16 protein-coding genes and 2 pseudogenes are annotated in these 23,938 nt (G+C 27.0%); 15 read left to right on the forward strand and 3 right to left on the reverse strand.

Translation table 11 applies throughout. The features are described 5' to 3' along the window. The first annotated feature begins 6 nt into the window (after positions 1–6). The 3 genes from AVBRAN9333_RS07550 to AVBRAN9333_RS07560 are packed head-to-tail and all read left to right on the forward strand — an operon-like array spanning position 7 to position 2,587. Positions 7–1,056 (forward strand): FecCD family ABC transporter permease, encoded by a 1,050-nt coding sequence (locus AVBRAN9333_RS07550; RefSeq protein WP_214118390.1) that lies wholly within the window; start codon positions 7–9, stop codon positions 1,054–1,056. After that, positions 1,050–1,811, forward strand: coding sequence for an ABC transporter ATP-binding protein (locus tag AVBRAN9333_RS07555; RefSeq protein ID WP_214120341.1), 762 nt, complete (start codon positions 1,050–1,052; stop codon positions 1,809–1,811). The genes AVBRAN9333_RS07550 and AVBRAN9333_RS07555 overlap by 7 nt, the downstream gene beginning before the upstream one ends. After that, a complete protein-coding gene (locus tag AVBRAN9333_RS07560; RefSeq protein WP_336609729.1) occupies positions 1,808–2,587 on the forward strand; it encodes an ATP-grasp domain-containing protein in 780 nt (259 codons plus the stop codon). The genes AVBRAN9333_RS07555 and AVBRAN9333_RS07560 overlap by 4 nt, the downstream gene beginning before the upstream one ends. Positions 2,588–2,598: 11 nt before the next feature. On the opposite strand, the gene AVBRAN9333_RS07565 is transcribed toward AVBRAN9333_RS07560, so the two are convergent. Then, complete coding sequence (locus tag AVBRAN9333_RS07565) at positions 2,599–3,144, reverse strand: gamma carbonic anhydrase family protein (RefSeq protein WP_214120339.1); 546 nt, start codon at positions 3,142–3,144, stop codon at positions 2,599–2,601. Positions 3,145–3,195: 51 nt separating this feature from the next. On the opposite strand from AVBRAN9333_RS07565, the gene AVBRAN9333_RS07570 reads away from it, so the two are divergent. Further along, positions 3,196–5,064, forward strand: a complete 1,869-nt coding sequence (locus tag AVBRAN9333_RS07570) for a DUF1561 family protein (RefSeq protein WP_336609730.1) — start codon at positions 3,196–3,198, stop codon at positions 5,062–5,064. 1 nt (position 5,065) lies between these two features. On the opposite strand, the gene AVBRAN9333_RS07575 is transcribed toward AVBRAN9333_RS07570, so the two are convergent. Further along, on the reverse strand, positions 5,066–5,827 hold the full coding sequence (locus tag AVBRAN9333_RS07575; RefSeq protein WP_239803620.1) for a glycosyltransferase family 25 protein: 762 nt from the start codon (positions 5,825–5,827) through the stop codon (positions 5,066–5,068). Beyond that, positions 5,824–8,325, reverse strand: a complete 2,502-nt coding sequence (gene secA, locus AVBRAN9333_RS07580) for a preprotein translocase subunit SecA (protein ID WP_336609731.1) — start codon at positions 8,323–8,325, stop codon at positions 5,824–5,826. Before secA ends, AVBRAN9333_RS07575 begins: the two co-directional genes overlap by 4 nt. Before the next feature lie 81 nt (positions 8,326–8,406). Between secA and lolA the strand changes: the two genes are divergently transcribed. The 11 genes and pseudogenes from lolA to AVBRAN9333_RS07630 form a co-directional block, all read left to right on the forward strand. Next, the gene (lolA, locus tag AVBRAN9333_RS07585) at positions 8,407–8,937 is read left to right on the forward strand and encodes a LolA-like outer membrane lipoprotein chaperone (RefSeq protein WP_336609732.1); all 531 of its coding nucleotides are present in this window, start codon (positions 8,407–8,409) and stop codon (positions 8,935–8,937) included. Positions 8,938–8,941: 4 nt separating this feature from the next. Next, entirely contained in the window at positions 8,942–9,973 is a 1,032-nt protein-coding gene (aroB, locus tag AVBRAN9333_RS07590) for a 3-dehydroquinate synthase (RefSeq protein ID WP_336609733.1), read from the forward strand. Further along, positions 9,970–11,538, forward strand: coding sequence for a mechanosensitive ion channel domain-containing protein (locus AVBRAN9333_RS07595; protein ID WP_214118407.1), 1,569 nt, complete (start codon positions 9,970–9,972; stop codon positions 11,536–11,538). The genes aroB and AVBRAN9333_RS07595 overlap by 4 nt, the downstream gene beginning before the upstream one ends. Continuing rightward, complete coding sequence (gene mtaB / locus AVBRAN9333_RS07600; protein WP_214118410.1) at positions 11,522–12,769, forward strand: tRNA (N(6)-L-threonylcarbamoyladenosine(37)-C(2))-methylthiotransferase MtaB; 1,248 nt, start codon at positions 11,522–11,524, stop codon at positions 12,767–12,769. Before AVBRAN9333_RS07595 ends, mtaB begins: the two co-directional genes overlap by 17 nt. Then, the gene (locus tag AVBRAN9333_RS07605; RefSeq protein WP_336609734.1) at positions 12,744–14,270 is read left to right on the forward strand and encodes an AAA family ATPase; all 1,527 of its coding nucleotides are present in this window, start codon (positions 12,744–12,746) and stop codon (positions 14,268–14,270) included. Before mtaB ends, AVBRAN9333_RS07605 begins: the two co-directional genes overlap by 26 nt. Before the next feature lie 2 nt (positions 14,271–14,272). Beyond that, positions 14,273–14,806, forward strand: coding sequence for a molybdopterin adenylyltransferase (gene mog / locus AVBRAN9333_RS07610; RefSeq protein WP_214150363.1), 534 nt, complete (start codon positions 14,273–14,275; stop codon positions 14,804–14,806). An 86-nt stretch (positions 14,807–14,892) separates the two neighbouring features. Then, on the forward strand, positions 14,893–18,792 hold the full coding sequence (locus tag AVBRAN9333_RS07615) for a hypothetical protein (protein WP_336609735.1): 3,900 nt from the start codon (positions 14,893–14,895) through the stop codon (positions 18,790–18,792). Between the two features lie 270 nt (positions 18,793–19,062). Further along, positions 19,063–19,749, forward strand: a pseudogene (locus AVBRAN9333_RS09590) (cache domain-containing protein); the annotation flags it as partial. A 363-nt stretch (positions 19,750–20,112) separates the two neighbouring features. Beyond that, positions 20,113–20,607 (forward strand): annotated as a pseudogene (locus tag AVBRAN9333_RS09595) (methyl-accepting chemotaxis protein); the annotation flags it as partial. 37 nt (positions 20,608–20,644) lie between these two features. Next, complete coding sequence (locus AVBRAN9333_RS07625) at positions 20,645–20,956, forward strand: DMT family transporter (RefSeq protein WP_336609737.1); 312 nt, start codon at positions 20,645–20,647, stop codon at positions 20,954–20,956. 206 nt (positions 20,957–21,162) lie between these two features. Beyond that, positions 21,163–23,938, forward strand: a 2,776-nt coding sequence (locus AVBRAN9333_RS07630) for a hypothetical protein (protein ID WP_336609738.1), incomplete at its 3' end; no start/stop codon positions are given.

Below are 23,938 nucleotides of genomic sequence, written 5' to 3' on the forward strand. Positions count from 1 at the left end.
TAAAAGATGAATTTAAGTAAAGAAATAATCGCTCATAGAAAATATGAGCGAAAAAAATTTGTAATTATTGTATTTTTTATATTTTTGGGTATTTTAGGTTTTGTGTGTGATATAGCTGTAGGTCCATCTATGATAAGTCCTATTGAAGTTGTAAAATCAATTTTAAAAGCGTTTTTTATTGATATTGAAGTTGATAATACATCGTATATAATCACACATTCATTAAGATTACCTATGGCTGTTATGGCTTTAGTTGTGGGTGCTGCTTTAGGTTATGGTGGAGCATTAATTCAAACTTTACTTAACAATCCTATGGCAAGTCCATATACTTTAGGACTAGCTGCTGCGGCTGGTTTTGGAGCTTCACTTGTGATTGCATTTGGATTTGCAGGAATTAGTCTTTATTTTGCTGTTCCACTTGGTGCATTTACTATGACTATGGTTTGTTCTAGTGTTTTGTTTTTGTTTGCAAAATCAAGAGCTTTTAGTTCTGAAATGTTAATTTTAGTAGGTATTGCGCTTTTATTTTTATTTCAATCATTGTTATCTTTAGTGCAATACATAAGTGCTCCTGAAATTTCTCAACAAATTGTTTTTTGGCTTTTTGGCTCACTTCAAAAATCAAATTGGACTAATGTAATTATAGTTGGAGTGGTTACGATTATTTGTGTTATTTTACTTATAAAGGATAGTTGGGCGTTGTGTGCTTTTAGACTAGGTGAAAATAGGGCTGAAGTTTTGGGCGTTAATTTATCTTATCTTAGATTTAAAGCATTGCTAATTGTATCAATTATGAGTGCAACGGCTATTTCTTTTGTAGGAGTTATTGGATTTATTGGGCTTGTATCTCCTTATATAGCTAGAATGCTTGTAGGAGAAGACCAAAGATTTTATATGTTTACATCTATGTTAATTGGTGCTGTATTTTTAAGTTTTTCTTCTGTGATTTCAAAGATTATAGTAATAGGGACTTTATTTCCTATTGGAATTGTTACTTCTTTTGTTGGAGTGCCATTTTTCTTTTTTATAGTATATAGTAGGAGAAGGGTATGCTAATCTTAAAAGATGTAAATGTTAAAAGAGCTAATAATTTAATATTAGATAAAATCAATTTAGAATTTGAAAATGGAAAAATATATGCAATAATAGGTGCAAATGGTGCTGGTAAAAGTTCGCTTTTAGATGCTATTTTTGGCAGAGTAAAAGCAGATGGAAAAATTAGTTTAGATGATTTTATTTTAAATAAAAAAACTTATAAATCTTGGCAAAACAATATTGCTTATATGTTGCAAGATTTTAATTCTAATGCAAATCTTAGTGCTTTAGAAGTAGTTTTGCTTGGAAAATTAAAAAAATTAGGGCTTTTTATAAAAGATGAAGAATTAGAATTTGCATTGAATATAATGAAGGGTTTAAATATTAATCATTTAGCTAATAAAAATATAAACGCACTTTCAGGCGGACAAAGGCAGATGATAAGTTTTGCTCAAGTGTTAGCAAAAGAGCCAAAAGTATTATTACTTGATGAGCCTGTGAGTGCTTTAGATTTGCATTATCAATGCTTATTGCTTGAAGCTTTAAAGGAGCAAACTTATACTAAAAACTTAATTAGTATTGTTGTTTTGCACGATTTAAATTTAGCTTCAAGGTTTTGCGATGAGCTTATAGTTTTACATAAAAATTTAGTTTATCAAAAAGGTTTAGCAAATGACATTATCACAAAGCAAATGTTAAAAGATTTATATGATGTAAATGTAAATGTTTTAGCTGATGAAAATAAGCCTTTAATATCACTTTTAGGAACAAAATGAAAATTTATATAGCAATGCAAGATATTTATAAAGAGGGCTCTATAGGTCTTAGAATACTTAAAAATGAGTTTTTGAGCTTGGGTTTTGAGTGTGAGTTTTTTGTGTGGCAAGAGTATGAGAATTTAAAAGATTGTGTTATTTTGCCACTTGGTGTTTGGGATTATTCTCTTAAAGTAGATGAGTTTTTGAGATTTTTAGATTTTTGTGAGCTAAATAATATTATTTTGATAAATAATACAAAATTAATTAGAAAAAACTTAGATAAATCATATTTACTAGATATAAAAGACGCTGTAAAATCTAATATTGTAGATATTAAAGATATAAAATTAAAACCAAATCAAATCATAAAACCCTTAATAGGTCAAAGCGGAAATGGTGTGGCAAGGTTTAATGATGATATTAATTTACAATTTTATAAAGATAAAGCCTTAATTCAAGAATACATTAATCACAATAGCGAAGCTTGTTTGGTATTTTTTGAAGGAGCATATCAATATAGTATTTTAAGAACTAAAAATAATGATTTTAGAGCAAACTATAATTATGGTGTAAAAATAGATGATTTTAATCCAAGTAATGAGCTTATATCTTTAGCTAGCAAATATATTCCAAAAGATAGCTTTTATGCAAGGTGTGATGTGTTTTTGGCTGATAGGTTTTATATAAATGAAATTGAATGTATTGAACCTGCTTTATATTTTGATAAAAAGCCAGAGTTTGCAAGTATTTTTGCAAATAAAATGAAAAAACATTTAAATTCCTTAAAAATTTAAGGAATTTGATTTTAAGAATTTTCTAGATATTTTTTACTAACTTCTGCATATTCTAAAGCTTGGTTTTTAATAGCTTTTATTTCTTCATTGCTTAATTCTCTAACAACTTTTGCAGGACTTCCTTGAATTAATGAATTTGGTGGAAAAACTTTATTTTTAGTTACTAATGAATTTGCACCTATTATTGAGTTTTCATTAATAACCGCCCCATCCATAATCACACTTCCCATTCCTACTAATACATTGGAATTTATCGTGCAAGCGTGGATTATAGAGTTATGTCCAATGGTTACATAATCTTTTATTATACAAGGTGTTTTAGGGCTAATCTCAACTCCTAGTTCATCATATAAAGCTCTTGCTACATGAATTGTAGAATTATCTTGGATATTTGTGTATTTTCCTATTTTTATATTAGCTACATCTGCACGAATAACTGCATTAAACCATATTGATGAATATTCATCAATTGTAGTATCTCCAATGATTTTAGCTCCATTTGCTACAAAAACTGATTTATTTAAATTAGGATAAAAACTATCGTATTTAACTAACATTTGCTTTCCTTAATAATAATTTTTATTATATAATATAAAAAAGGAGAAAATATGAAGAAAATATTAGTTGTATTTTTATTAAATATAATACTTTTTGCTGATTCTATTACTCAACATAAGGCTGATAAAATTCAAGATTCAAGACTATTTGTTCAATCACACGATGGAAAATTATTTTGTCTTAGTCCTAAGTTAGCTGATGGAAGATTGCTAGTAGGTATGCAAGATTGTAAGAACTCAAGTATCACAAGATATGATGTATATAAAAGACTTGCTTTTAGATATAATGATAGCTGGGTTTGTGCGTCGCTTGGGGATAGAATGAAAAATGGCAAGATGGGGAGTGATTATGTAGAACTTCGCCCTTGTGTATTAAACGATAAATCTCAATGGTTTGATATTAATAACGATGCTTTTAGCTTAAAAGCATTTTCAAATATGAAAATTACAGAAAAAAACTTTTTATTAGTGGCTACTAAAAATAATTTTGGTAATAAAATAAAAATTTTTGAAGGCGTTATGAAAGAATGGCTTGAAGCTATTGCACCACCTGTAAATTATGCTTTAAAAACACCAATATATTTTTATGTAGAAAATAGAACAAGTGGAGTTAGAACTAAGTATTATTTGGGTAAAAATAATGCAAATAAAAATAATCCAACTAATTTTTATTATGATTTTAGTTCAGGTAAAATTGCTTTATATAACAATGGTAATTTTGAATGTTTAAAGACCAATTTATCTAATTTAAATGCTAGTTATTTAAGATTTGAGAAATGTAATTTTGAAGATAGAGAGAATGATTTTTATTGGAATTTAAATCTATTTGATGGTTCTTTTATAGTGGATAATAAAAATAATATTTTAGAAGTTGCAAGGGGTAGTGATTTAGGAAGATTATTTGTTGTTACAAAAGATTATTATAAAATTAATCTTGCGGGAAGTTCATTAAAGAATACTCAATTTTTCTTTGATAGTAGTGTGTATGATTTATGGAATTTTAATTATAGAAATGCGGGATTTAATTCGCACAAATGTGGAAATGAAAGAAGAGTAAAAAGAGATTTAAATTTCTTTAACTTAGCTAATTTTAATGTTTTAGATGATAATTGGATAAGAAGACTTTATGCGATAACAAGAACAAGTGATAGTAGTAATGATGCTAGTGGAATTTGTGGAATTTGTATGCTGCAAACTTTTGAAATAGTATCTTTATTAACTCAAGTATATCCATATAATCCTGATTTAGCACTTGATAATAATGGTTATTTATTTGATTATAGCGAGCATAGAAGTCCTTTTATATCTTTTCAAAGAAGAAATCCAGCATTATATAATCTAATGCAAGGAGCTTTTAACTTTTGGGGAAATGAGTTGGTATTCGGAGAGCCAATTTATCATAGAGGAGTTAGGGCGATTTGGGCTTTAACTAGAAATATATTGCCAAGATTTGATTGGAGTTTAAGTTCAGTTTATACTGGAGATGATATTGGTAGAGAATTAATAAGACTTACCCGCTCTCCTGCTGGTTCTTTATATATAGCTTTAGTAAGCCTTAGCAATGGTAGAGCTCACGCTATTCCTATAGTTATTACAAATCACGGGGTTGTGGTAATTCCAACAAATAATGAAAATATAAGCGAAGCAGAATATTTAGAATTAGTAAGACCTGCTAATAATTTAAGAAGTTTAGAGCTTTCTGTTACGGCAAATGGAAGATATCAAATAGAGGCATTAACCTTAATTGGTTTAGTTGGAAATAGAGATAATGTATTAGGAGAATACTTAAATCAGTTTGATTGCACTGGAGATGGTAGTTTTAGAAGGGGTAATGGTAATTTCTTAAATCCAAATAATGCAAACACTTGCAATAATGGAAGATGTGAATTAATGGAAATTGATTTTATGTTTAGCAATTAAGCTAAACATAATCTCTTGGCTTTTTTAAAGACGGGATAAAATATATAATTTTTTGTTTGATTGTTTTGATAATTTTGCCAAATTTAGAACGTCTTTTCAAATTAGCATTTTCATTTATTGAGCTTTGAAAATTAATATCTACATTAATTAATATCGGATACACAGCATAAGTATTAAATAATAATGTATTAGATGTGTAATGATCTGCGGCCATATATATTTTTTTTGTTTCGTTGAATAATTTTTCAGCTCCTTTTTTTGTTATATAATATCCATGAGTTCCGTTGCCTCTTCCAATTATCTTTCTTATATTCCAGTTTTTTATTTTATGATTAAATTTTAAAGAATAAGGTGTATTGATAATATAACCATCATCTCTATATTGTTGCCAATAATGTCCTAATAATATTAAATCAGTATTTTTTGGAAATTCATTTTTATATTTTAAAAATTCTAATAAATTTTCATCAAATATTGCATCATCTTCTAAAATAATTGCGTCTTCTAGATTTTGTTCTATAATTTTTTGATAACATAATCTATGGCTCATAGCACAGCCTATTTCGCCTAAATTTAATGGTTTTCTAAGATATTTTAATTGAATTTCAACTGAAGCTACGTTGTTTTTTATTTCATCTTCACTCAACGCTTTGCCATATACAGCTTTAATTATTTCATAATTAAGCCCTAAGCTTTCGCAAAGGGCTGTTATTTTTTGTCTTTTTTCTATATCTTGCTCAAGATTAATTATAAAGAATTTCAAGCAAATACGCCTTTTTGTGGCCCGCTTTTGCCACAACAATCTTTATATTTCTTACCACTACCACAAGCACAAGGTTCATTTCTTGATTGCTTTTTGATAGGTTTTTCAATTTCTTGAATTTCTTCATTAGTTTCAGGCATTCTTAGTTGAATTATTAGTAATACTTTTATACTTTCACTTTTAATTCTTTCAACTAGCTCTATAAATAAATTATAACTTTCTCTTTTATATTCTACTAATGGATCTTTTTGATTATATCCACGAAGACCAATACCTGTTTTTAAAATATCCATTTGATACAAATGCTCTCTCCAAGCACCATCTAAAACTTGTAGATATAATAATTTTTCAATTCTTTCCTTTTCACTATCAGGAACTATGCTAAATTTAACTTTTAACATAGTAGTTATTGCATCAATAATAACACTTCTGCTTTCTTCTGTGTTTAAAGTTTTTAATAATTCTAAATCTAGCTCTAAATTAATTTCATTTTTGAATAATTCTACTAAATTTTCAGCACTTAAATCATTTAAGTTATGAATTAAATAATCCACATATTCAGCTATGTTTTGCTCAACTTTTGTCTCAATATCATAATTTGTATCTAGCAATTCATTTCTATATTTATATATAGTTTTTCTTTGTTCGTTTGCTACATCATCATATTCAAGTATATGTTTTCTACTTTCAAAATGAAGATTTTCTACCTTTTTTTGAGCGCTTGCTACTGCACGAGTTACAAGTGAGCTTTCTATGCTTTCGCCTTCAGCGATTTTTAATCTAGTAAAAATTGCTTTTAGCTTATCTCCACCAAAAATTCTTAATAAATTATCTTCAAGACTTAAATAAAATCTACTAACACCAGGATCACCTTGTCTTCCAGCACGACCACGCAATTGATTATCAATTCTACGGCTTTCGTGTCTTTCAGTTCCTATTATATATAAGCCACCTAATTCTCTAATTTCATCAGTAATTTTTATATCAACACCACGACCAGCCATATTAGTTGCAATAGTAACTGCTCCTTTTTTACCTGCATCTTTAATAATTTCTGCTTCGTGAGCGTGATTTTTAGCATTTAATACATTGTGAGCTATTTTTGCCTTTTTTAAATACTCGTGTAAAAGCTCGCTTTTTTCAATACTTGCAGTTCCAACTAATACAGGTTGTCCTTTTGCGTTAGCTTTTTTTATTTCATCAACTACGGCTTTAAATTTCTCATCTTGAGTTTTATAAATTAAATCATCTAAATCTTTTCTAATTACAGGCACATTAGTCGGGATTGTAATTACATCAAGGTTGTATATTTGAGAAAACTCAGTTGCTTCAGTTTGAGCTGTTCCTGTCATACCAGCAAGTTTTTCATACATTCTAAAATAATTTTGGTAGGTAATATCTGCTAAAGTTTGACTTTCTTCTTGGATTTTAACCCCTTCTTTAGCTTCAAGTGCTTGATGTAAACCTTCGCTAAAGCGTCTTCCTTCGCTAATACGACCTGTGAATTCATCTACAATCATTACTTCGCCATCTTTAACAACATAATGAGTATCTTTTAAAAATAAATTATTAGCCTTTAAAGCTTGGTCTAATTGATGAGCTAAAATAGCATTATCAAGACTATATAAATTATCAACTCCAAATAGTTTTTCTGCTTTTGAAATTCCTTGCTCTGTAATTAAAATAGTTCTATTTTTCTCATCTGCTATAAAATCTCCACTAGGTTTTTCTTTAGGATCATCTGGTGCAACTCCGCGAACCATTTGCTTAGCTACTTCATTAGCTCTTATATAGCCATCTAATGTTCTATTGGTTGGCCCTGAAATTATCAATGGAGTTCTAGCTTCATCTATTAAAATACTATCAACTTCATCAACTATTACAAAATAATGTCCCCTTTGAACTTTATCTTCAGCATCAAAGCACATATTATCTCTTAAATAATCAAAACCAAATTCACTATTAGTTCCATAAACAATATCACACGCATAAACAGCTTTTCTATTTCTATGGTCGTTTCCTACTAAAATACCAACACTAAAACCAAGAAAATTATATATAGCACTCATCTCATTAGCATCTCTTGCTGCTAGATAATCATTTGTTGTTACTACATGAACGCCTTTTTTTGTCATTGCGTTTAATACCACAGGTAAGGTTGCTACTAAGGTTTTTCCTTCCCCTGTTTTCATTTCTGCTATGCTTTTATCATTTAAAACCATACCGCCTATTAATTGCACATCATAATGTCTCATTCCAAGCGTTCTTTTGCTAACTTCTCTTACTATTGCAAATACATCTTCTAAAACTAAATCTAAATTATTATTGTCTTCAAGCACTTTATTTTGTAGGTTTTGAAATTCGCTTTTAATTTCTTCGTCATTTAATTTTTGATATTTTTCTTCTAAAGAATTTATTTTTAATACTCTTTTTTTGTAGGCTTTAAGAAGTCTATCATTACGAGTTCCAAATATACATTTTGCTATACTTTTAAACATTTAAATTTACCTCTTGGTTTTGATTTTTGAATATAATTATATTTGTTAAAATAAATAAAAGGATATTTAAAAGGTATTTAAATGGTTATTAAAAAAATCTTTTTGCTTTGTATTTGTGGAATTTTTGCTTTTGCATTTAAAATTGATAATATAAATTACAATAGTTATGAAGCTGATTTTATTCAAAAAGTAGTTGATTTGAGTAATAAAACTTTAATATATGAAGGTAAATTTTATTATCAAAATGAAAAAAGTTTATGGCAATACTTAAACCCTGATGAAAAAAAAGTTTATATTACTAAAAATGAAGTTGTAATAATTGATGATGACTTAGAACAAGTAATTATTAGTAAAGAACAAATTGATTTAGCAAATATTTTAAAAAATGTTTCTTTATATGAAAAAAAAGAAGATTTTGTAATCTATAAAGCTAAGTATGATAATATAATTTATTATGTAAAAGTGCTTAATAATCTTTTAACAAATATAAGTTATAAAGATGAATTAGATAATCAAGTAAGCATAGATTTTATAAATTCAAAAATTAATTTAAAAATAAATGATGATATTTTTAAATATAGTATTCCAAAAAATTATGATGTAATAAGGTGAGGTTATGGTAATAGATATTGATTTAAAAGATAAAGCATATAAAGTTTATATAGATGAAGAATTAAAAATAAATAAAGATTATGTAATTTTAACTAATACAACTTTAGAAAAACTATACTTAAATGATATTTTACAAAAAATAGGAAAACAACCAAAAGCGATAATAGTTATACCAGATGGAGAAGAATACAAAAATCAAGAAAGCGTTAATTATATTTTAGAAGAACTATTTAAGGCTGAAATTAGTAGAAGTGATTTGCTAATTAATCTTGGCGGTGGGGTAATTAGCGATATTGGTGGCTTTGTAGCTAGTATTTATAAGCGTGGAATAAAACATATAAATATAGCTACAACCTTACTTGCTAGTGTTGATGCAGCAGTAGGTGGTAAAACAGGCATAAACAATGCTTATGGTAAAAATCTAATAGGCACATTCAAGCAACCTAGTGCTGTTTATATTTTCACAAATTATTTTAAGACTTTAAAAAAGGCTGAATTAAGTGCTGCTATGGCTGAAGTTATTAAAATGGCTGTTTGTTTTGATTTGGATTTTTATAACAAATTAAGCAAATTAAGTTTTGATGATATTTTTGATAATATCTTAGAATTTGTAGAAAAATCAATAAAAATTAAAGCAAATGTGGTAATAAATGATGAGTTTGAAGATAATCTTAGAATGAAACTAAATTATGGTCATACTTTTGCTCATGTTATAGAAAATGAGACGAATTATAAAGGCTATTTACACGGAGAAGCTGTTGCTATTGGTATGGTTATGGCTAATAAATTAGCTTGTAACTTAGGTTTAATTTCAAAAGAATTTGAAATAAGTATTTTAAATACTTTAAAGAATTTTAATCTACCTACATTTTATAAAATCAATTCATCTTCTAAATTCTATGAAGGATTTTTTCAAGACAAAAAAACCCTAAGTGGAAAAATCAACTTTATTTTACCTAGCAAAGAAGATTTAAGCATTATTAAAAATGATATTTCAAAAGATGAAATATTAAAAGTTTTAAGGGAATTTGAATGAGATTTTTATTAGCTTTTTTTGTTTTTGTAACTTTTATTTATGCAGAAAATACAGAAGAATTTACAAAAAACCTTGAGGGCGTGTATTCTGTCAAAGAAAAATTGCATATTATAAATAATGAATTAAAAGACAATATCACTATAAAAAATTATAAAAATTATCAAGAATATTTAAGATTAAAAAATGAATTAAAAGAAGCAAATGAAAATTTATTAAAAGCTAAAAAAACTCAAAAAGAACAATTAGAAAATACCATAAAATCACTTGAAGATAAACTAAGTGTATTAAAAGATTATGAAAGCTACAGCGTAGTAAAGTATTTAAATCTACCAAGTGAGCCTACTGAATATAAAAAGATTTCAAATATTTATTTAGTTATTGAAGGTTTATCAGAGCGTAAAGAATTAGCTAATGAGAAAAAAGAATATGAAATAAAATTAAAAGATTTTACTACATTAGTATCTAAAATAGATAAGAAAACAAAGCTTTTACAAGAACTATATGACATTGAGCCAAGTGAGAATTTAAGTCAAGAATTAGTATATTCTATAAAAGAATTAAATGATTATAAAAGCGCTTTAGAAAATATCACAAATGCTTTTGAGATATTTAAAGTTAAGGCAAATAACACAATTAAGCTTATAAATAACGATATAAAAAAGCAATATGATAGTGCTATATTTTTTATAGCAATTATTATTTGCATATTTATTGCTAGGTATTTATTAGGTTTGATGCTTAGAAAATATGTTGATGATAAAGATAAAGTTTATACTTCTTTTAAGATTTTAAATATTTTTACTTTTATTATTGTTTCTATGTTTTCTATATTTTATTTTGTTGAGAATATAAGCTATTTAGTAAGTGTATTAGGATTTGCATCAGCTGGTCTTGCTATTGCTATGAAAGATATGTTTATGAGCTTACTTGGTTGGGCCACTTTACAATTTGGTGGTGGCTTTCATGTAGGTGATAGGGTAAAGGTTAGTAAAAATGGAGTTACTTATGTAGGAGATATTATTGATATTTCTTTACTTAAGATGACTATATACGAAGATGTTACATATACTACTTTTTTAACAAATCGTCGTGCTGGAAGAATTATTTATATACCAAATCACTATATTTTCACAGAATTAATATCAAATTATAATTATTCTTATATGAAAACCGTTTGGGATGGAATAGATATAGTAATAGATTTTTCAAGCAATCTTGAAAAGGCAAAACAAATAATTTTAGAATCAGCTAGTTCTCATACTCAAGCATTCAGCGATAGTGCAAAAAAAGCAATTCAAAAAATGAGAAATCATTATCAAATGAAAAATTCAGGAACAGACCCGAAACTATTCGTAATGCTAGAGCAATACGGGATTAAAATATCTATTTGGTATATGACAAATTCAAGAGAAGCTCTTAAAATGCGTTCAATAGTAAGTGAAGAAATTATTAAAAGATTAAAAGCAAGTGATGATATAAAATTAGCTTTCCCATCACAAACTATTTATATGGATAAAAGAAATAATCAGCCATTTTTAAAGGATAATAATGAAAATATATATTAAAACTTTTGGTTGTAGAACCAATATTTACGATAGCGAACTAATCAAAAGCTATATAAAAGATAATGAAATAATAAATGATGAATTACAAGCTGATATGATAGTAATCAATTCTTGCACGGTTACTAATCAAGCTGATTTAGGCTTAAAGCAATATATAAGACATATTAAAAATCATAATCCAAATACTAAATTCATCTTAACAGGTTGTGCTGCGGCAAGTATTGGCAAAAGCTTATATGATAGCAAAATAGTTGATGGTGTAATGGGTGCGTCTTTAAAATCAAATATAAATAAGTTTATACTAAATCCAAAGGAATTTGATTTAGGAAATTTAAATTTCATAGATGAAAAAATAGTAAGCAATTACGAAAACCACACAAAAGCATTTGTTAAAATCCAAGAAGGCTGCGATTTTGCTTGTTCTTATTGTATTATTCCTAGTGTAAGGGGTGGGGCTAGAAGCCTAAAATTAGAGCAAATTATAAATCAGATAAAAACCCTAGCTAATAATGGTTATAAAGAAGTAGTTTTAACAGGCACAAATATAGGTAGTTACGGAAAAGATTTAAATCTATCTTTAGCAAAATTACTTAAAGAAATTAGCAAAATAAATGGGATTAAAAGAGTTCGTTTAGGTAGCATTGAGCCGGTTCAAATTGATGATGAGTTTAAAGAATTATTAGACGAAGATTTTATTGAAAAACATCTTCACATAGCCTTACAACACACAAATGAAAAAATGCTAAAACTAATGCAAAGAAGAAATAAAGCTTATAAAGACTTAGAATTATTTGAATATTTAGCTAATAAAGGTTATGCCTTAGGTACTGATTATATAGTAGGTCATCCAGGTGAGAGTGATGAAATATGGGCTGATGCTATTAATAATTTTAAGAAATTTCCAATAACTCATCTTCACGCTTTTGTGTATTCTAAAAGAGACGGGACAAAAAGCGTAGAATTAGCAAAGACTTTAGGCGAAGTTGATAAAAATATCTCAAAGCAAAGATTAAATGAGATTAAAGAAATTACTAGATTAAAAAATTATGAATTTAGAAAAAATCAAAAAGATTTAATAGTATTAGTAGAGCAGTTTAAAGACGGCTATTATCAAGGATACGACCAATATTTTAATTTAATTAAAATCAAATCAGATAAAGACTTATTAAAAACTTGGATAAATATTAAAGATTACGAGGTAGAAATTGACAAAAATAAAGCCATTTACTAAAAATATCAAAATAATAATCGCTTGCATAATTCTTGCAATTATAGCTTTAGGAATATTTTCGCTAAGTAAAAAAGAGCAAAATATATCTTTAAATGAGTTTTCATCATTAGAATTAAAAAATATTTCAAATGCTTACATTTATGAAAATATGCTTTATTTTTCAATAAATGATAAAGATTATAAAATTCTAGCTGATGAAGAAATAATCAAAAAAATCTTAAAATACAAAAGCGTAGAAAATAAAACAGAATTTGATTATTCAATAATTTTAGTTTTTATTATGATAATAATTTTTATTTATTATCTAATATATTTAAGAAATCTTAGCACAAAACAAGGCATATCAAATCATCCAATTAATAATGTCTTAAAGCCTGAATTTAGATTTGTTATCAAAACAGATAGTAATTTTAATGATGTTATAGGTCAGTTTAAAGCCAAAGAAGAATTAAGAAAATTAAGCTCTATTTTTAAAACCAACAATCCTTGCTTAATAAAAGGAGTTTTATTAACAGGTGCTAGTGGAGTAGGTAAGACTATGTTAGCAAGAGCTTTAGCAAATGAGTGTGGAGTTAATTTTTTATACCAAAGCGCAAGTAGCTTTAATGAAATTTTTGTAGGTCTTGGAGCAAAAAGGGTTAGAGAATTGTTTGCAAATGCTAAAAAATTAGCACCTTGTATAGTTTTTATTGATGAAATTGACGCACTTGGAAAGCAGCGTGGCAATGCTTTAGCAAACGATAGTGAAAATACACTTAATGAATTGCTAACTCAAATAGACGGCTTTGCAGAGCTTAAAAATGTCTTAGTAATTGCTGCTACAAATAGAGCTGATGTTTTAGATACAGCTTTACTTAGAAGATTTGATAAAAAAATTCATTTTACCTTACCAAATTATAGCGACAGAATAGAGTTCTTTAAGCAACTTGTTAAAAAAGATTTAATAAGTTCTGATTTTAATTTAGATTATTTAGCTTATATTTCAAAAGGTTTTAGCGGAGCTTCTTTTAAAAGCTTAGAAAATGAATTATTACTAAGAGATAGATTAAGCGAAAGAGAAATAATACATGAGATTTTAGTGATAAAGCACGGCATTAGCGAAGATTTAGAATTAAGCGAAAACGAGCAATATATTCAAGCTATTTATCAAGCAGGTAAAATCACTATGGCAAAGATTTGTGATGCGAATTTAATTTATGCTAATTTATTTACATTTGAGTATTTTTATCCAAACGAGCATATAAAATCATTTTCAGAAATAAAAAACGAAATCAAAATTCTTTTATCAGGAATGTTAGCAAATGAATTATTTTTAGGCGAAAATTACAATAATTTTTCTAAAGATAGAGATAAAATACAAGAATTAAGCAAATTTTATGTGGAATTTGAAATATCATCTTTAGAAGAAGAATGTAAGGAATATTTAAAAGCTTATGAAGAAGAGATTAAAAATACAGCAAATGAATTGCTTTTAAATAAAGAAATATTTTTTAAAGGATAAAAATGGATATTATAAAAATAGGGATAATTACGAGTTCAGATAGAGCAAGTGCAGGAGTTTATGAAGATATTAGTGGAGCAGAGATTAGAAAAATTATGCAAGAATATTTATTAAATGAAATTGATTTTAAATACTCATTAATCCCTGATGAAGAAGAACTGATTACAAATGAGATTATTAAAATGTCTGATGAATTTGAATGCGATTTGGTATTTACCACAGGTGGAACAGGACCAGCTTTAAGAGATGTTACACCAGAAGCAACAAAAAAAGCAATCGAGCGTGAATTACCAGGCTTTGGAGAATTAATGCGTGCAAGCTCACTTAAGATTGTCCCAACAGCAATCCTAAGCCGCCAATTAGCAGGGACAAGGGGTAAAACTCTAATAATTAATCTTCCAGGTAAGCCAAAAGCAATTCGTGAATGTATAGAGCCTATTTTTCCTGCGATACCATATTGCCTAGACTTAATGAATGCAAGTTATATAAATGAGAGTGAAAATGCACCAAAGGTATTTAGACCTAAAAGTAAGTAAAAAATATTCAAAAATGCACATAAGTGCAATAATTATTTAATAAAAAAAATTATAATTTAGAACTTTAATTTTTTAAGGAGAATAATATGAATAGGAAAATTGTGTTTTCATTAGTATTATTATCGGCTTTTTCTTATGCAAATGCAGAGAATAGAGTGGAATTACAAATAGGTATAGTGGATACTGATAATGCAAATCAGCATAGTAATCACTTAAATAAATGTATTAATTCTGTGCCTGGCAACAGAAGTGTTGATGGCTTAAACGATTGTGCTAAGCTAAGAAAGATGAACGATAAATTTTATGTTCAATGTTTTGCAAACCCAGATATAAGTGATGATACTTACAAAATTTTGTCTGAAAATTCGAGTTATTTCCATTTAATAAATATCTTAACTCAAAAAGGCGATGTTGTTAAAAACCCAGAAAAGGTTAGATATGAAGCATTAAGACAATGTGGAGTTAGCTATTTTGATGCTAGAATGTATTCAGCTTATAAAATGGCTGTTAAATATACACCTTATGAAGAAGCTACAAAATTTGTTAATAGCTATAGAGATAATGTTATTAAAAAGAAATTAAATGAAATTAAAAATACAGACAAAGAAGTATGTAAAAAAGTTTTTGAAGCAGAATTGAATTATATAAATAATTCTCAAAAAGGCTTAGATGATATTGATTACGACCCATATTATGCTGCAGTTGGTTTTAGAACACCTGAAGTTCAAAATTTTTCATCTAGTAAAACATTTTCAACTAATGTTAAGTTAAAATCAGATTTAGATGGTAATGATAAGAAAAAGTTTATAGAAGAATATTATAAAGAATTTCATGCAAATACAACAGGTAGAGTTATAGTTTCAAGTAGTCCAACTGTTATTAATAGTCAATATTTAGTGTATTTATTAGACCAAAATGAGTTTGCAGGTAGCAATGGTTGGGTATATAGAAACTTTTCAAATGTTGTTGGTGATAAAACAAATGCAGGTGATATTCAAGGAATGAAAGGTTGTTCTAGTTTATCAAATGTTAGTTTAACAACTTATAGTATTGCTTCTTGGGACGTTAATAAATTAATTTTTGTTAATGAAAATTATAATAACTCTGTAGTATTAGGTGTTTGTGATGTTTATAATAAATATTTAGAATTAAACAATAATCCTAATACTTTTGCTAAAGACAGAGCTTTAGAAGCTATAATTTTAAAGAATTCAAAAATTAAACCTTTTGATTATGGTGATTTGCTATCAGATTATAATGATAATAAAAATGGCAATCGTGTGAATGATTATGCCGGTGGTGTTAGCAAGTGCTATAATTATGATTTAGAGCATTATTCATCACAATATTCAAGAGCTAATTATTTTGATTATTTAAATCAAGAAGATTTTAGAAAAGATGATGCTAAGGAGATTGTAAGAAAAAATTATGTGTTTAGTATTCACAAAAATAACACTACTAGAAAAGGTATTGTTTTAGGAGATGATGATACTTATAATTTCAGTGTAAATGTTAGACCTTCATTTGTAACTAACAAACAATATAATTCTCAAGGAAAAGGGTCTGTTGTAACTACACAAGTATCAAATCTAGCTGTTAAATTTATCCCTGATGCTAATTATTATCAAATAACAAATGAAGCAAATCAAACTGATAAAAAAGATAGCAAACCTTTAAAAGTTACTAATTTAGATGATGTATATATTGCTTTAAATAATAGTAAAACTCCATTTAACGCTGAAGATAGAAAAGCAAATAATATTTCAGTTAAATATTATTTAACAAGTTTTGAATTAACAAAGCAAAGAATGGCAGATGCGAATGGTGCAGTAGATTCTAAAACAGAAGTGATTTCAACCAATACTAAATATGAATTAGTTCAGAAAGAAAACATAACTGGTTTTGGATTAAAATTTACAAAAGATACATTCAAAAAACTAGCTAAAATTGATGATAATGATTTATTAAAAGGTAATATTTATAAATTCACATTTAAACCTTTAGAAATTGTAGAAGAAATTACCGAAACAAATAGAGAAGAAGTATGTCCAACAAGTGGTGCTTGCAAAATTCAAGAAGTAAAAAGAACTTATGAAAGACCAATGTTTCAAGCTTCAGGTGTTGATATTGTAAAAGGTGCTCCAAAGGGTAGTGTAGAAATTATCTTAGGTCATAGTGAAATGCCAAATGGTATTAATTTTGGAACAGCTTATAATAATATTGATGCTACTAAAATATTAGAAAATAATAAAATTGCTTCAAATACAAAGGTAGCTGATAAGATTTATACAAGAACAAGTAGTCAAGATATATATTTAGGCTTTACAAAACCAGATGTTAAAGTTCTTTATAAACAATACATTAAGTTTTATAATGGTTCTGATGAGTTAAATGCAGATATTTATAACGGAACTCAAAAACTTTCAAAATCAACTACAGAATGTAAAGGTTATTATCCAATTGATAACAAAATGGTTTTACATTTAAAAGATAAATTAGCTGTAAATCAAAATTATCAATTTAGATACGAAATTGCAGAATACGATAACATTTTTGAAGAATGTTCAGTATTAGGCGATAGAAGTTCAAATACATTCTCAATTAGACCAGATAGCATTACTTATAAAGTAGGCACACTTGATACATTTGATAAAAAAGCAGGTAAAGAAGATAAAAAATATCCAAACAATAATGTAACTTTCACTGCGGATTTAAAAGATGATAGATTTGGAATTAGTGTTGCAGAATTAAAAGTAAGTGATTCAAAAGGTAGTGTTAAGAAATTCTATTTAGAAGATAAAAACTCAGTTCAACTAAATCAAGTTGGCTCAAAAGCTACTGCTAGAACATTTGTTGATTTTAATAAAACAAATGGTAATTTTGATATAAAAACCGTGTTTCCTTTAGTAACAGACGCTCAAATAGCATTCTCTGAAAATAAATTTACTATAGGAGATTTAGAGCAAGATTTATGCGTAAATTCTAATGTTGCTGTAGATATTACTAATGCTAATAAAATTAATTCAGATGGTAAAATTAACTGCCAAACTCCAGGTAATGAACTTACTGTTAATTTTATAGCAGATGAGACACTAGGCTTACAAATTGATAATACGAATATGGCTATTAGACCTTATTTAACAAATACAAGCTTTACTAATTATGTTCCATTTAGTGATAATGACTCTGAAAGATTGGCATTACCATTGCAAGTAGCTAATAAAAATACTAATAATTATTTTTATAAAAAATTTGCTAATGATGACGCAACTATTAATATTAATTTAGGGTATGACCCAACACCAAATGTAAATAAAGTAATCATTAAAGCTGATTCTGAAACTTTAGGCGTAACAGCTACAAGTGGAACAAAAGGTGGATTTAAGGTAACTGGATTAAATAGTGGATTTGACAATGCTTTAAGTTTAATTGACCCAAGTGCTAAACTAAGCACCTATGATGATAGTAAGTTTAGTGCAAAAGAATTTGGTAAAATTTTAGTTAAGATAGGTTATCCAAAATACGATGGCACTAAGCCTAATTTAGACCCTAAATTCTTAATAAAATCTGCAGAAGCAGAAATTAAGTTTAATGGTGGCGGTAGTTTAAATGTAAGTAATTTATTAACAAATCCTTATGAGTTTGCTTTCACAGGTTTATTCTTTAAAGATTTAAATAAAAATACAGGAACAACTCGCAAAATTAGTGAAACTGACGCTTGGGTATTTAAATATGAAAATAACAAATTTGTAAAAATGGATTCTAAGAATTTAAGCAATTACTCAAAAGTATATAATGATGCAAAAGGTGGATTTAGCTTTATTTCTGATTATTCTAAAAAAGAAATACCTGGAGATACTTACGAAGTTCCATCTAATTTAGCTAATAACCAATATGTAAAAGATACTTTAAGATTTAGAGTAAAAGATACAAAATTTAGCTATCTTGATTCTGATGCTACATTTACAATTGAATTTGTAAAATAATTATTTAGCCCTTAGTTTATCTAAGGGCTTTTATTTTTAACATATATTTTCTTATTAATTTATTTATTATTTTTTAACATTATTTTAACTTAGCATAAATAGAATTAGCGATTTTAATTATTAAAATATTAAAGGAGCTATATGAAATTATCTTACAAAATTACTTTATTTGCTTTTGTTTCATTACTGATTATTAATTTAAGTGCTATTTTAGTAGCTAGTAAAGGTATGAATGAATTAGACAATATTGCTCAAGAAGCTCTTGATAATATGAGTGTTGATGATGCGAAAAAAACAGCAGTTAGTATTACTAGCTTAATTACTTCAATGTCTAAAAAAATTCATTCAACAAGTGAAAATCAAGAAAGTTATAATAAAAATATTCTTACATTTTTAAGTGAATTAGACTTAAAAAATCGCTCTGTTAATTTATTTGTAATTAATAAAAAAGGCGAATATGTAATGCACTATCTAAAAGATAGAATTGGTGAAAATGCTTATAATAAAAAAGATTCTAATGGTAAATTATACATACAAGAAATAATTCAAACAGCAAATAATGGTGGTGGATTTGTAACAACCCATATGAAAGCTGATAAGACAAGACCAGAAAGAGATGTGGTGTATTATGTAGAAAAAGATAGTTTCAATGATTATGTATATATAAGCGTAATTTACTTAGTAGAAGCTAAAGAAGAAATAGCAGAAATTAGTGCAAAAGTATTAGATAAGAAAAATGAAGTTGTTTTAAACTATTCTGTATTTGCAGTTATTTTATGTATTATTATTCTTGCTTTATGGCTGATTGTTATTAGAATTTGGATTAGCAAACCATTAAATGAACTAACCCAAAAAGCTTATGATTTATCTAAAGGAGATGGGGATTTAACTAAACTTTTAGAGATAAAAGGCAAAGATGAAATAGCAAGTGCTAGTAAAGCTATAAATGATTTTATCGGTAAGATTAGAATTTTAATTAACGAAGTAAAACAAATATCTTATGAAAACAAAACAATAGCAGCCGAGCTTAGTAGTGTTAGTATGCAAACAGGAAAAAGAAGTGAAGAAAGCTTTAATATAGTTGAAAATGTTGTTGAAGAAGGTAAATTAACCAAGGATAGTTTATCATCAGGCATAAATAGTGCTAATGATAGTAAAAATGAACTAAGAGGTAGCACAACTAGTATTCACGAGACCATTAATGCTATTAATTCATTAACTAATCAAATAAATCATAGTGCTGATATAGAAAGTGCTTTAGCTAGTAAGATTGAGCAATTAAGCCGTGATGCTGATAATGTTAAATCTATTTTAGAAATAATTAACGATGTAGCAGACCAGACTAACTTACTTGCATTAAATGCTGCAATAGAAGCTGCAAGAGCAGGAGAGCATGGGCGTGGATTTGCCGTAGTAGCTGATGAAGTAAGAAGCCTAGCAGAAAGAACTCAAAAAAGCCTTAGTGAAATAAATGCAACAATAAGTGTTATAGTTCAAGGTATTAAAGATGCAAGCGAGCAAATGAGTGATAACTCTAAGCAAATTGGCAATCTAACAAATGTTGCAAATGGTAGTGAAGAGCTAATTAAAAATATGGAACAAAAATTAAAAGAAGCAATAATTAGTAGTGATAAGACCGTGGATAATTATATTAACGCTAGCAAACAAATTGAAGATATTTTAAATGAAGTTTCGCAAATTGCAAAAATTACTAATGAAAACGCAAGAAGTGTAGAAGAAATAGCAAAAGCTGCAAGTCAATTAACTAATATCAGCGAAGAATTAGATAAAAAATTAAGCGAATTTAAATCATAATATATTCTTGCTAAGATTTTGTATTTAAGGAGTTTTAATGTCTTGGATATACTTAATCTTAGCAGGTGCTTTTGAGATTGGTTGGCCTATTGGCTTTAAATTAGCTAGTAATGGCTCAAAAATATGGATAATGTTTTCTATAGTATCAATGGGACTTAGCGGGTTATTTTTGTATTTAGCGCAAAAAAATATTCCTATCAGCACAGCTTATATTGTATGGACTGGTATTGGTGGGTTAGGAACGGCTTTGATTGGGATTATGATTTTTAATGATAGTATTAGCTTTTTAAAACTTATGTTTTTAAGTCTTATATTAATAGGGTTAGTTGGAATTAAAATTGTAAGTTGATATCAAAAAAGATATATTTTAATAATTTGTTTATTTTATTAAATCTTATAAATATTTATATAACTTAGAATATATTTATATAAAATATTTAAAAATATTTTTAATTTTATAAATACCCCCCCCCATTTTGTTAGCAATTGATTAACCTTTATATATTGATTTTTAACTATAATAAAGCATTTTTCATTTATTTTTTAGGGGAGAAAATGAATAGAACTATAAAATTATCTTTAATAACTTTTATATTAGCGGGGGGGGGTAATTTAGCTCTTGCTGATACTATTCCAAGCACTGCTAATACATTAGTGCAAAGTAATACTATTAATGTAAGTAATAGTAGCAATAAAAATTATAATGCAGCTGAAACCGATAAAATTATTAATCAAACTGGTGGAACACTAAATATAGGTAATACTACTGCTAAAAATTATACAGATTTAAAAGTAACTTCAACCGGTGGAACTACAAATATTAAAAATGCAAGCATTACTAATGGCAAGTTAGACTTAGATAGTAGAGTTGATTTTGATGGAGTGGTTAATTTTATTAAAACTGATTTACAAGGGAATAAGAATTCAAGTAATTTTAATTATCTACTTAAAGATACTGCTAGTGTTACTTTTGATGGTTCAGTAATTAGCGATGTTAAATTAGAAGCTTGGTCGGAAGATAATACAAATGGTGCTTTAGTTATTAAAAATTCATTAATTTATGATAGTCAGTTGGGTTTTGAAAAGATAAATTCAACTAGTAAATTAACACAAAGACCTTATGTGCCAAAATTAACATTAGAAAGTGTTATATTTGACAAAACTCAAGATGAAAAAACATCTAATATTTTTGCTAGAGATTTAAATATTAATAATTCATCTATTATTGGAACAGAGATAAGAATTAAAAATAATGCTGAAATAGATTCTACCTTTATTGATGATAGCTCAATAATTTTACAAAATACATCTAGTATAAGTATTAAAAATAATTCTAACATTAACGCTAATATTAATAGTGTTTCTGTTAATAATAATGCTATTAATACAAATGTTACTTTAGATAATTCAGAAATAAGTGGAAGTATAAATGCAGGTAATCTAACTGCTACAAATGGCTCAATTATAAATAGCAAATCTATTATAAGTGGAACTACAAATATAAGTGATAGCACTATAAAAGCTGATATTTCAAGTAAGAATTTAAATATTACAAATTCAACTGCTAGTGGAACTGCTGATAAAAAATTAGATATACAATCTACCGGAAATCATATGCAATTAAATGGGGTTACATTTAGCGATGTTGCTCTTAGTTCTGGCAATAATAGAATTGATTTAAATGGAGATAATACCTTTAATAGAATTTTAGTTAAAAATGAAAATATAAAAGGAACAGGTCATCATATAACTTTGGGTAATAATGCTAGTGCTACATTTAATGATAGTGAATTTATAAATACTGCTATTAATAATTTTTCAAGTTCTAACACTAATACAACCACTTTTAACAATTCAAAACTAACTAATACAGCTGTGGGTTTAGCATCTACTTTAGATAATGTTGTTTTTAATGGTGGGAGTATTGTTAATACTGATAAAAATATTTCTATCTTGGCTAATAATATAGAATTTAATAGCACCAAAGTAATTTCAAATTTGGGTACTATTAAATCAAATAATAATAAGTATGTATTTAATAATTCTGAATATCAAGGCAACATAAATCTCGGAAATACTTATTTTAATAATACAAAAGTAAATGCTGATTTTATAGGTGGAAAAATTTATTTTGATGGTTTAAGTAGTGTCAGCGGAACCTTAAAGGGTGCTAATATTTATTTAAATGATGAAAATAAAAAAGTATTATCTGATATTATTTACGAAAAAGGTTTGGTTATTGCCGAACAATCTTTAAAATTCGATGGTAAAGAAGATTTCAAAGATAAAGAATATAATTTTGGTTTCTTTGTAGAGAATGATGTAACATTGGATATTAATAATCTCAAAATGTCAAATAATAGTATTAATGCTTGGAGAAAGAATTCGGCAGATTCTTTAGTAAACAATAAAGTAAATATATCAAATTCAAGTTTAAAAGAAGTAGGAATAGGTATACATAATAATTCATCACTTATTAAGTATATGACTGACTATCTTAGCTTTACAAAAACTACAATTACAAACAATAATGCAAATAATATGATATATGCAAAAGTTATAGATATTAAAGATAGTAATATTACTGCTCCTATGATTACCACTTTAAATCAAGAATATTTAAATTCTACAAGTAATGCTATATATTATAAAATTAATAAAATAGGCACTTTTTTAAATATTGATAATTCAATTATTAATAGTTCAGTAGAAACAGGCGAACTTCATCTTAAAAACAATTCAGTTTTAAATGGAAATATCCAAGGAACTCAAAAAGTTTATATAGATAATTCTACTCTTAATGGAAATATTACAAAAGACAATAGAAATACTTGTTTTGAACACGAAGGTTGTAGTAAAGAAGTAGAAGATGTAATCATCACAAACTCAACTATAAAAGGTGATATAAACGAAGTAGGTAATGTAAGCTTAACTAATACTAACCTAGAAGCTTCAAATGTAATAGTAAAAAATGATATTATTATAGACAACTCAACTAGCACAGAAACAAAAACCATCACAGGAAATTTTAAAGTAGGCAATGACTTTAAATCAAGCAATACAATCTTTAGTGGAGATATAACTGCAAATAAATTATTAAGCGATGAAAAAAGCACTTTTCAAGGTCAGGTTAGTGCTGATAGCATAAGTGCAGTTGGTTCTATATTCAAACAAACTCTAACTATTACAGGCGATAGTAAAAACAATGTCTTAGATAAAGCTACATTAGAGCAAGGCATAGTAATTGATAGTAAAGGTGCACAAGTAAGTGTAATAAATGGCTCAGAAATCAAAGGAGAAATAAAAAACGAAGGCTTTATAAATGTAGAAA

This window comes from Campylobacter sp. RM9333, assembly GCF_020137705.1.
Classification (GTDB): Bacteria; Campylobacterota; Campylobacteria; order Campylobacterales; family Campylobacteraceae; genus Campylobacter_E.

Coding starts and splice junctions, on each gene's coding strand:
- AVBRAN9333_RS07560 (WP_336609729.1), top strand. CDS start 1,808: ATGAAAATTTATATAGCAATGCAAGATATTTATAAAGAGGGCTCTATA.
- aroB (WP_336609733.1), top strand. CDS start 8,942: ATGGTAATAGATATTGATTTAAAAGATAAAGCATATAAAGTTTATATA.
- AVBRAN9333_RS07615 (WP_336609735.1), top strand. CDS start 14,893: ATGAATAGGAAAATTGTGTTTTCATTAGTATTATTATCGGCTTTTTCT.
- secA (WP_336609731.1), bottom strand. CDS start 8,325: ATGTTTAAAAGTATAGCAAAATGTATATTTGGAACTCGTAATGATAGA.
- mog (WP_214150363.1), top strand. CDS start 14,273: ATGGATATTATAAAAATAGGGATAATTACGAGTTCAGATAGAGCAAGT.
- mtaB (WP_214118410.1), top strand. CDS start 11,522: ATGAAAATATATATTAAAACTTTTGGTTGTAGAACCAATATTTACGAT.
- AVBRAN9333_RS07550 (WP_214118390.1), top strand. CDS start 7: ATGAATTTAAGTAAAGAAATAATCGCTCATAGAAAATATGAGCGAAAA.
- AVBRAN9333_RS07595 (WP_214118407.1), top strand. CDS start 9,970: ATGAGATTTTTATTAGCTTTTTTTGTTTTTGTAACTTTTATTTATGCA.
- lolA (WP_336609732.1), top strand. CDS start 8,407: ATGGTTATTAAAAAAATCTTTTTGCTTTGTATTTGTGGAATTTTTGCT.
- AVBRAN9333_RS07555 (WP_214120341.1), top strand. CDS start 1,050: ATGCTAATCTTAAAAGATGTAAATGTTAAAAGAGCTAATAATTTAATA.
- AVBRAN9333_RS07565 (WP_214120339.1), bottom strand. CDS start 3,144: ATGTTAGTTAAATACGATAGTTTTTATCCTAATTTAAATAAATCAGTT.
- AVBRAN9333_RS07625 (WP_336609737.1), top strand. CDS start 20,645: ATGTCTTGGATATACTTAATCTTAGCAGGTGCTTTTGAGATTGGTTGG.
- AVBRAN9333_RS07570 (WP_336609730.1), top strand. CDS start 3,196: ATGAAGAAAATATTAGTTGTATTTTTATTAAATATAATACTTTTTGCT.